This window comes from uncultured Oscillibacter sp., from assembly GCF_910579365.1.
Taxonomy (GTDB): Bacteria; Bacillota; Clostridia; order Oscillospirales; family Oscillospiraceae; genus Oscillibacter.
Genome location: NZ_CAJTUX010000085.1, coordinates 1 through 8,904, shown reverse-complemented (window position 1 = coordinate 8,904; position 8,904 = coordinate 1). Strand labels below are relative to the sequence as shown.

Genomic DNA, 8,904 nt, shown 5'->3' with positions numbered 1-8,904 from the left:
GGACAAGGCTTTTGCCTCCCCAGAAATAATTCACTTTCCCAAGAAGCTGATAGGCTGTCAAAATGACCTGCCGCCGTTCCTCGCTGAGATCGTCGGGCAGACTGTCCAGAATTTCCTGTACTTGTTCCACGGAGAGCGTGAGGTCCTGGCTGCTGCCGATCAGGGTCTGGAACAGCTCTTGGTATTCCGGCTTCAGCAGTTCCTCCAACAGCTCTTTCCGCTCATCGGTGAAGCCGTACTCCACCGCCATCTCCTGGGGCGTTTTCACGACGGCGGTGATATGGAGAACAATTTCCGTTTCGTCTTCCCCTTTCGGCACGGTCTCCGTAAAGCTGGAAATCTGATTCATGTCCCAGAAGACTTCCCGCAGGAGAGCGAGATTTTCCGCCGTCAGCCCGTCCAATCCACTGGGGGAACCACCGTCCGCCGAGGCCCGCACAGCGTAGACCGCCAAAACATTGCACCAGTTATCCAGGACTGCGGCCACGGCGTCGTTGTCCAGGTCGAGGATGTCGTGGGGCGTTTCCTCCTTGATCTGCTCAATCCGGGCGGTAAATTCCCCGTTGATCTGGGCCACCGCCTGGGGGATGCCGCTGCCATTCCCCTCCGCATTGGAGAAGAACAGTCCGAAGGGCGAGGCAATCAGGAGACCCACCATGCAGAGGACCAGCACCACCGCCACCACGGCCCAGCCCCCAGCGGCGAGGGCGGCGATCAGCTCCTGGGCCGCCGCGACGGCCCCTTTGATGGCCGCAAGGCTGGCCTTTGCCGCCTCCCTGGCGGTGGCCGCTCCGGCCTTTGCCGTGGCACGGGCGGCCTTTACGGCCCGCTGTGGGGCCTTCGCCGTGGCCTGAGCAGTCTTCTGCGCCGCCCTGGCGGAACGGTCCGCCGCCTTCACCGCATGACGGGAGTTTTTGATTCCTACCCTGGACGCCTTGACGGCCTTTTCCCCTTTGGAAGCAGCCCTTTTCGCCGTCCGCTTGGCAGACCGCTCCGCTCTAGTGCTGGCGGTACCGGGGCTTCCCCAGCCCCGGGATGGCGAGGAGGAAGAAGGAACGTCAGGAATCGAAGGGCGAGGGGATTCCCCAAAGGTTCCGCTTTGAAGCTCAGTTTTCTCACCGCAAGCATGAACCATCGGATTGTCCTTCGCCTTGGATCGCCGCAGCTCTATCCGCCGCACTGCCTCCTTGCGGCCCTGTTCCCGGATGAACTCACACCCGCCCTGGGCGTGTGCCTGGGCTGGCGATTCTGCCGGGGAGACAGCCTGATGTTGGAGCCAGACTTCCTTCGTTTTGACAGCCGGAGCCTGCTGGCGGATAGAGGTTCCCTTGGCCGCCTTTTCCGGCGAAGGAAGCGGCTGCGATTGCCGTGGCTGTAAATTAGAGTCCGCTTGGCGTTGGCCGGGAGCAGGGGATGCTCTGCGGCGGAAGATCTGGCGAATCTCTTGGATTTTAGAGCGGGGCGAGCTCTTGTCAGGAACCGAAGATTTTACATCCGGCAAAGCCGCATCCCCATGGATGCGAACGTCCTGCCGGGCACTTTCCCTGGTCTTGATTGTCGGCGGGTCCGTCCGCAAATGAATCGGCTTTTCCGAAACGGATTGGGCCGGATTGGCTGGAGCTGCGGGATGTTGGAGCCGTTGCCGGGCAGTCGTTTGCGGAGTTTCATGCTGTCCAGCAACGGCCTCCCTGGTCTTGATCCGCGCATGCTCTCTCCTGCCTCCCTGCCTGGGCGGATCGGCAGTGGCGGAGGTATCCGGCGGCGATTCAGCCTCCGGAAAATCGGCGAAGGAAACAGGTTCCGCCTCCGGACCCCGGTCCCTGCCGCTTCGTTTCTTCTTCAGCAGCTTTTCAATGCCGCGCTCCGCCCGACGGGCCCCGCTCCAGGCGGTATCCTCAATCCGGTCGCCACCGTAATCATCCCTCTGACCCCTCTGGCTGGCCTCCCGGAACTGGCCATGGAGCCGTTCCGTTCCATCGTCCAGCCCACGGCGCAGAAGCTGCCTGGGGGCGGACGCCGCCCGCTCCTTCAGGCCCTTTTTGCCAGGCTTTTTCTCTTTGATTTTGTCGATTTACGCTCACCTCCCGGACGAGAAAAAGGGCCGCGTCTGCGGCCCTTTTCTGCGAAATCAGGTTGCATCTATCTGCTCCATGAACTTGGTGGACATCAATTTGTACAGCCGGGTATTTTTCGGGAAGGTATTCATAAAGGGCACGATGGTACTGCCGCACTTGATGAGTCCCCGGCCCGAGTCCACATTTGTGATGTAGCTCAATTGATTATCAGAGATGTTCAAAAGCTGGGCCAGCTCCGCCCGGTCCGTCGCCGCCTGGTTCAGCATAACCAGGAACTCACTGTTCGCCAGCATGGTCCGGGCCGTATGGGACTGGAGCAGATCATCCAGGTTCTGCGTGATTCCCGTACAGCAGGCACCGTACTTTCGGACCCGCTTCCAGAGAGTAAAGAGGAAATTTGCGCTGTATTCGTGCTGGAAAAGAAGGTATATTTCGTCGACATAGACCCAGGTGTTTTTCCCAAGCTGACGGTTTCGGATTACCCGGTTAAAGATACTGTCCAGCACCACCAGCATCCCCACGGGCAGAAGCTGCTTGCCCAGGTCCCGGATATCGTAGCAGAGAATCCGGGAATTGGTGTCCACGTTGGAGGGCTTGGCAAAGGTGTTCAAGCTGCCCTCAGTGAACAGCTCAATTGCCAGGGCCACGTCGCGGGCCTCCGCCTCCGTCTGCCGGAGCAGTTCGGCGTGGAAGTCTTTGAGGGTGGGAGCTGCACCCCGGTAGCCGCTTCGGATGTAATCGTGGTACACCCCGGCGGTGCAGCGGTCGATGATGGATTTCTCCTTGGCAGAGAGCTTCCCGGAGCCGACGAGCTGCTCACAGAGAGACAGCAGAAATTCGGACTTCAGCACCACGGGGTTTTCCCCGTCGCCGTAGCCCTGCTCCATGTCCATGGCATTGATGTGGTTCCGGGAGGTAGCGGAGATATTGACCACCTCGCCGCCCAGGCCCTCAATGAGCGGCCCATATTCGCTTTCGGGATCGATTACGATGATGTCGTCTTCCGTGGAGAGGGCAACCCCGGCGATCTCCTCCTTGGCGGTGAAGGATTTGCCGGAGCCGGAGACGCCCAGCACGAAGCCGTTTCCGTTCAGCAGCTCCTTCCGGTTAGCGACAATCAGGTTCTTCGAGATCACGTTCTGCCCATAGTAAATTCCGCCCTGGTCCCGAATCTCCTGGGCCTTGAAGGGCATGAGGACGGCCAGGGCCTCCGTGGTCAGGGTCCGCAGAGTATCGATCCTCCGCAGGCCCAGAGGCAGGGCAGTGGTGAGCCCGTCGGCCTGCTGCCAGTTCAGCGTGGCCAGCTGGCACAGGTGCTTCCGGGCGGCGGATTGGAGGGTTTCCGTGTCGCTGTCCAGCTCCTCCTTGCTGTCGGCCAGATGCACCAGAGTCACCACGGCGAACATCATTCGCTGGTCGCGGGTGGTGAGGTCGTCCAGCATCTCCCTGGTTTCTTTTCTCTGCTGTTCCAGATCATAGGGCACCACGGCGGAGAAATTATTGTTGTTATTCTGCCGCCGCTGCCAGTTGGTGACATTGGTCTCCACACCCAGGAGCCGGTTCTGCATCTCCCGGACGGCCTCGTCGGTGGGAACGGGAATCACGTCAATGGACAGCATCATGGTCCGGTTCAGGGCCGTCAGCTCGGAGATCATGCTGTCCTTGATGTAACTGGCATACTCCTTGAGGAACAGTACCCGTCCGAACTTGCCGCCCATGACGAAATGGTCCTTTTTGAACTCCAGGCTGTCCGGGCAGATGCTATCCTTGAAACTGTGGCCCTTCCGCATGAGGTCGTGGAGGTCCAGACGGTATTCCGCCTCCTCTCCGGTGCGGTAGAAGTCGTGGAGGACCCGCAGCCGTTCCACGGCGTCCAGTTCCTCGCTGTGGGCGTCCAAATGGCTGAGGCGGGTGGTCACGTCCGCCGTCACCCGGTCGAAGAAGGCGCGGGCCTCCTCAACGTTTTTCCGGTGGGCGGACAGGGTGACGTACCGTTCCTGGACCACACTGTTGGAGCTGTCAGTGACCTTATCCATGAGCATGGAATTGTACTCCGCCCGGTAGCCGTCCAGGTAGTCGTCCTGCCGTGGAATGAGTATTTCCTGCTCAAAGTTCTGCCGGTTCAGGCGTTTATTGTTGATGGTGATCTTGGTGGTGGAGCCCGTGTCCAGGGCGTTCAGCAGTTCTGAGTAGCCCAGGAACATGGACGTTTTATCCTCCTTCGAGGCGATTGCGTAGTTGATATCCGTGAAGCGGATGGTCTTGGAGAATTTGCTTCCGAACTGAAAAATCCCATCCGGCCAGAGGCGGCGGATGGGAATGGCGTCCTGCACGGACTTGGGGAGGTCGAAGCCTTCCTTATCTTGTTTCAGGGTGTTTTGTAGGGTTTTAATCAAGCCGTAAAGCCTCCTTGATGGTAGAATTTTCGAGGGCCTTCGCGCAGAGGTTTTCCGATTTGAAAACGAGCCGTTTGGGATAGAGAAATTCCGAGCGGATAAAAGCGAGGATGAAGCGTTCCAGGGTCATACCGTTGTAGGTAAAAAAGCCGCCGAGGGCGAAGGGAAACGCCGCCAAGACGCAGACCCAGCCGATTTCCCCGTTGCCTACCGTGTTCCGCAGGCCGAAGTAAACGGCCACGGCCACGATCACGGCCAGCAGGGCGAACAGGAGTTGGCGCAGGGACAGCCCGAAGAACAGGCTCTCCTGGTAGTCCCGGACTTCTTTGTTGATGCGGACTTCTATAATGTATCACCGTTCCTTCCGTTTTGGGGTACGTTTCTTCTGCTGAGACTGGCGCAAATACTTATCGGTGCCCTCCGGGTCAAACTCCCGGAGCTTCTCCATATCAAAGGCAATCTTCGGGTAAGTACAGAAGCCGGAGCGCCCCTCCTGGCCCGGAAGGACCTTCCCCAGCTTGTTTTTCAGGACGAAATCCAAGAGTCCGGCGTTTTCGTCGAAGTCCTTGATAAACGCCTCGTTCGCTTGAAGCGGAACCTCGGGCAGGTTGACCGTCAGGAACGCATACGGTTCCCAATATCCATCCTCTTTGCAGAGCAGGTCGATTGCCAGCCGTTTGTTGACGGCGTAGGAGCATACGGTCACAGTGAGTTCATGGTCCCCACAGGGACTGTGGAAAGGTGCGGTTTTGATGTCCATTCTATTCCTTTCCCGCTGCCAGGCGCAGCGTAAATAAATCGGCGGACAGACCCTTGCAAGGCCCGTCCGCCTATGGTAAGATGCAGCAAACCAATAAAGGAGGGTTTGCGATATGGCGTTTATGATATTGGGGATCGGGGCTGCTCTGCTGCCGCTTCTGCTTCAGCTGGCCCTGAAACTCCGGCTGGGCATCCCGCTGCTGTACAGCATCCTGATGCTCACCGTGTTCCATAGCTGGTATCAGGCCCACGCCGCTCTGGCGGATGGTATCCTGTTTGCCATGGTGGGCATCGTAATTCTGTCCTGGGTAGTTACTCTGACCCGGCGCTTGAGGGAACTGCTGGTAGACTGGCGAGACGAGTGGACTACCGCGAGGGCCTTTGCCGGGCGGGTCCGCCTGGCCAGACTGACAGGAGAGTCCGCCGTCAGCGCCGAGGGCCTGTTTTAACCGAGGCCCATCAGCTCCCGGATCAGCCGGTCGCTCATTTTAATAGCGCCCACCAGCACCAGCATGTTAAAAATCAGTTCGCCCACGTAGTTCCATACGATGGTCGCCGCCGCGAGACTTGGGTCCGACAGGGCCGGGGGCGCGGAGGCGAAGGCGGAGAAAATCACACAGGCCAAAACGATGACACAGCCCTCCAGACAGATGGCGGCGTAACTTTTCAGAAAGGCAACGCCGATGTTGCTGGAGGGCTGTCCCGCGAAGCTGGCCAGGGGAATGGGCGCGATAGCAGTGGCCATATAGAGCTTAAAAAAGCGGGAATAGACGGTCAAGATCATCACCAGAGACAGCACCCAAATGAACAGGGACCCCAGCAGGGTGATGGCCCACAGGGGGATGCTGTCCAGGAAACTCACGTCCTCGATGATGGTGACCATCTCATCAGGCAGGGTGGTATCTGTAAGCGCCGACAGCCCAGAGGCGCCCATGATAGTGTTTACCATTCCCTGACCCACGGTGAACAGGGCCGTCATCAGCTCCATGCCGTGGGACACCGCCGCTTGGGCCAGGGCGAAGCGGACGAAGCACTTCAGCACTTGCTCGGGCTTTCGAAGTTCCGTGAAACTCCCACACGTCTTGACCACGCCCATCACGAAGAAGATCACCAGCAGGGCGTAGCCGATGGCCTTGAGGCCGTCGTTGATCCCCACGATCACCGTCCAGACGCCTCCGCCCTTGAACTCCTCCGGGCCGGTGGAGAGCAGGGTCCAGATTTCCGCCAGCTTCCCGTTCCAGGTCCCCAGGGCGGAGTTCAGGTTGTCCACGATCCAATTGCCGCTTCCCATCAGCGCTCCTTTCCCCGCCCTTTTCGCTTTTTCAGAGCGGTCAAGCGCTCCCGGACGGTCCGGCGGCCCTCAGCTTCTCTCCGGGAAACCGGCGAGAACAGGTCGGTACAGTCGATCTCCCCAGATTCAATTTTTTCAAAAATCTGCCTGCCGTTTTCCCCCTTTTCCAGGCAGAGGGCCGCCTGCATCATTTCGCCGGGATAGAGACAGCACCGTTCAAGGCCCAAGTTTACCATGGCGGCAACAGTCTCCGGCCCGCACTCCTTCCGCACGGCCTTGAGGCCCGAATAAATGACGTCCAGCCATTTCTCCACGGCTGCGGTTTTGTCCGCCGTCTGCTTGAAGCGAACAAACTGCTCCGAGTCCACACACTCCACGGCAAAGTCCCGCCAGCGGGGAACGGCCTCCGGCTTACAGCCGGGGGCCAGTTCCTTAACACGGATTAAAAAGTTTTCATAGGTCATAGAATCTCCTCACTTCCCACTGTTATCCGGTGATTAAAGTGAGAATTTCCTTTGTAAAAGTTATCACAATGCCGCCCGCGATGGTGAGGATGCCGTTGGAGCGCTGAGAGGGGTCGTGGGACTGGAAGGACAGGCCCACCTGGAGGATGCCGTAGCCCAGCAGGATCAAGCCCACGGCGCGGATGAGGGAGAAAATGAAATCAGACAATTTTTGCACGACGGCCAGGGGATCGTCGGCGGCGAGGGCGGGGACGGCCAGGGCGGTCACAGCCAGCAGGAAGCAGGCGGCGAGGGCGTAGAGCCGCTTGGCCCGGCGTTCAAGTTTTGTCTGCTCTCTGGTCAGGGAATGCTTGAGGGTCTTGGGATTCTTCATAGTCAGGATTCTCCTTTTCATGTTCAAAAGTAGCGGCTCCCAGGTCAAACAGCGGTTTGCCTGGGAGCCAGTTTTTGGGCTTCTTCTGGTGGTGGATGTAGGGCGGCCCGCCTCCGTCGACGGTGTGGCAGATGGCGGGGTGCTGGGTCAGCTCATACTTCAGGTCCATGACCGGCTTGGCGCCTCGGATGAAGAGGATGGCGTAGCGGTTGTCCAGCATCCGCACTTCATCTGGGGTCAAAAGCTCACGGCCACTTTGCTGAAAATTTGTGGAATAGGAGCCGGATTTTCCCTTGGTCTGGCCGTGAGTCCGAGTGTCAATCGTGGCTTTGCCGAGGGCCTTGGAAATGTACTCGTGGGTGCTGGATTCGTTGCCTCCAAGGTACAAAATGGTGTCTGAATTGCCCGGAATTGTTTCCCACGAGTCCTTATATAATTCCTTGATTTGTGCCATATTCTGGATAATTGTACTCGCCGAAATGTTCCTTGAACGCATGGTCGCCAGCTCCCTTGTGAAGCCCGGCAGAGGCATAGCGGCGAACTCGTCCAGCACGAAGTGGACGTGGCAGGGCAGGGCCCCGTGGTGGATCTGGTCGGCGCTGTAGTAGAGGGCCTGGAACGCCTGGGCGTAGAGCAGGCTCACCAGAAAGTTAAAGGAACCATCATTATCCGGGATCACGGCATAGAGGGCGCATTTCTTTTCCCCAAGCGTATAAAGGTCCATATCGTCATGGTCTGTGATGGCCTTGATCTGGGGCAAATTGAACGCTGCCAGCCGCACAGCGGTGGACACGAGGATGGATTTTGAGGTCTTGCCGGCGGCCATTTTGAACACTTTGTATTGCCTAACCGCCACGCTGTCCGGCTTCTCCCGCTCGATAGATTGGAAGAGCAAATCCAGCGGAGAGACGTATTCCTCGTCCTCCTCCTTGACCTCGGCGTACTCCAGCACCCGCATGACCATGGAGAAGTTCTGCTCATACTCGGGGGCCTCCTGCCACAGCATCAAAATAACCGCTTGCAGCAGAGCCGTTTCTGACTTCTCCCAGAAGGGGTCAGAGCCATGATTGCCCTTGGGCGTAGTGGCTTGAATCAGATTATTTACCAGCCGCAAGGCGTCCTTTTCGTCCCGAATGTAGCGAAAAGGATTATATCCGTCGCTCTCCTCCAGATTGACGAGATTCAGTACCCGGATGTCGTATCCGTTCTGCTCCAACCAGCCGCCCGTGGCCAGCAGGACCTCGCTCTTGGGGTCCGTGACCACATAATTTGTGTTCGCCTCCAGGATGTTGGGCTTCACATATGAGCGAGACTTGCCCGCGCCGGAGCCGCCGATCACCAGCACATTCAGGGACCTCCGGTGCTTGTGAGTATCCAGCCCCAGGCGGACGTTCCGGGTAAGGAGCTTATTCTCCTTTTGGGAGAACTGCGCGTTCACCTCACGGGGCGAGGCCCAGGTGGCGGAGCCGTGCTCCTCCCCGTCACGGGTCCGGCCCTGGTTGGCGGAGCGGTACAGCAGGGCCAGGATATAAGCGGCGGTGCAGAA

General features: G+C 58.7%; 8 protein-coding genes and 1 pseudogene. 1 reads left to right on the top strand and 8 read right to left on the bottom strand.

Annotation, left to right across the window (positions count from 1 at the left end):
* The 4 genes and pseudogenes from QZ329_RS13735 to QZ329_RS13720 all read right to left on the bottom strand — a co-directional run.
* A pseudogene (locus QZ329_RS13735) lies at nt 1-898 on the bottom strand (hypothetical protein); the annotation flags it as partial.
* Between the two features lie 1,230 nt (nt 899-2,128).
* The gene (locus QZ329_RS13730) at nt 2,129-4,471 is read right to left on the bottom strand and encodes a VirB4-like conjugal transfer ATPase, CD1110 family (RefSeq protein WP_295753568.1); all 2,343 of its coding nucleotides are present in this window, start codon (nt 4,469-4,471) and stop codon (nt 2,129-2,131) included.
* A complete protein-coding gene (locus tag QZ329_RS13725) occupies nt 4,464-4,817 on the bottom strand; it encodes a PrgI family protein (RefSeq protein ID WP_365352167.1) in 354 nt (117 codons plus the stop codon). The genes QZ329_RS13730 and QZ329_RS13725 overlap by 8 nt, the downstream gene beginning before the upstream one ends.
* A 6-nt stretch (nt 4,818-4,823) precedes the next feature.
* On the bottom strand, nt 4,824-5,231 hold the full coding sequence (locus QZ329_RS13720) for a DUF4313 domain-containing protein (RefSeq protein ID WP_295753567.1): 408 nt from the start codon (nt 5,229-5,231) through the stop codon (nt 4,824-4,826).
* A 112-nt stretch (nt 5,232-5,343) separates the two neighbouring features.
* Between QZ329_RS13720 and QZ329_RS13715 the strand changes: the two genes are divergently transcribed.
* Nucleotides 5,344-5,679 (top strand): hypothetical protein, encoded by a 336-nt coding sequence (locus QZ329_RS13715; protein WP_295753566.1) that lies wholly within the window; start codon nt 5,344-5,346, stop codon nt 5,677-5,679.
* Here the strand turns inward: QZ329_RS13715 and QZ329_RS13710 are convergent.
* The 4 genes from QZ329_RS13710 to QZ329_RS13695 all read right to left on the bottom strand — a co-directional run.
* Nucleotides 5,676-6,521: a hypothetical protein gene (locus tag QZ329_RS13710; protein ID WP_295753565.1), complete on the bottom strand. Its 846-nt coding sequence runs from the start codon at nt 6,519-6,521 to the stop codon at nt 5,676-5,678. The two genes, QZ329_RS13715 and QZ329_RS13710, sit on opposite strands and share 4 nt — an antisense overlap.
* Nucleotides 6,521-6,985 carry a hypothetical protein gene (locus QZ329_RS13705; RefSeq protein ID WP_295753564.1) on the bottom strand — a complete coding sequence of 155 codons (465 nt, stop codon included), beginning with the start codon at nt 6,983-6,985 and terminating at the stop codon, nt 6,521-6,523. The genes QZ329_RS13710 and QZ329_RS13705 overlap by 1 nt, the downstream gene beginning before the upstream one ends.
* Before the next feature lie 22 nt (nt 6,986-7,007).
* The gene (locus QZ329_RS13700; protein ID WP_295753563.1) at nt 7,008-7,358 is read right to left on the bottom strand and encodes a formate hydrogenlyase; all 351 of its coding nucleotides are present in this window, start codon (nt 7,356-7,358) and stop codon (nt 7,008-7,010) included.
* A partial coding sequence (locus tag QZ329_RS13695; RefSeq protein ID WP_295753562.1) for a VirD4-like conjugal transfer protein, CD1115 family occupies nt 7,303-8,904 on the bottom strand: 1,602 nt, incomplete at its 5' end. The genes QZ329_RS13700 and QZ329_RS13695, both read right to left, overlap by 56 nt.

Coding starts and splice junctions, on each gene's coding strand:
- QZ329_RS13715 (WP_295753566.1), top strand. CDS start 5,344: ATGGCGTTTATGATATTGGGGATCGGGGCTGCTCTGCTGCCGCTTCTG.
- QZ329_RS13700 (WP_295753563.1), bottom strand. CDS start 7,358: ATGAAGAATCCCAAGACCCTCAAGCATTCCCTGACCAGAGAGCAGACA.
- QZ329_RS13705 (WP_295753564.1), bottom strand. CDS start 6,985: ATGACCTATGAAAACTTTTTAATCCGTGTTAAGGAACTGGCCCCCGGC.
- QZ329_RS13710 (WP_295753565.1), bottom strand. CDS start 6,521: ATGGGAAGCGGCAATTGGATCGTGGACAACCTGAACTCCGCCCTGGGG.
- QZ329_RS13720 (WP_295753567.1), bottom strand. CDS start 5,231: ATGGACATCAAAACCGCACCTTTCCACAGTCCCTGTGGGGACCATGAA.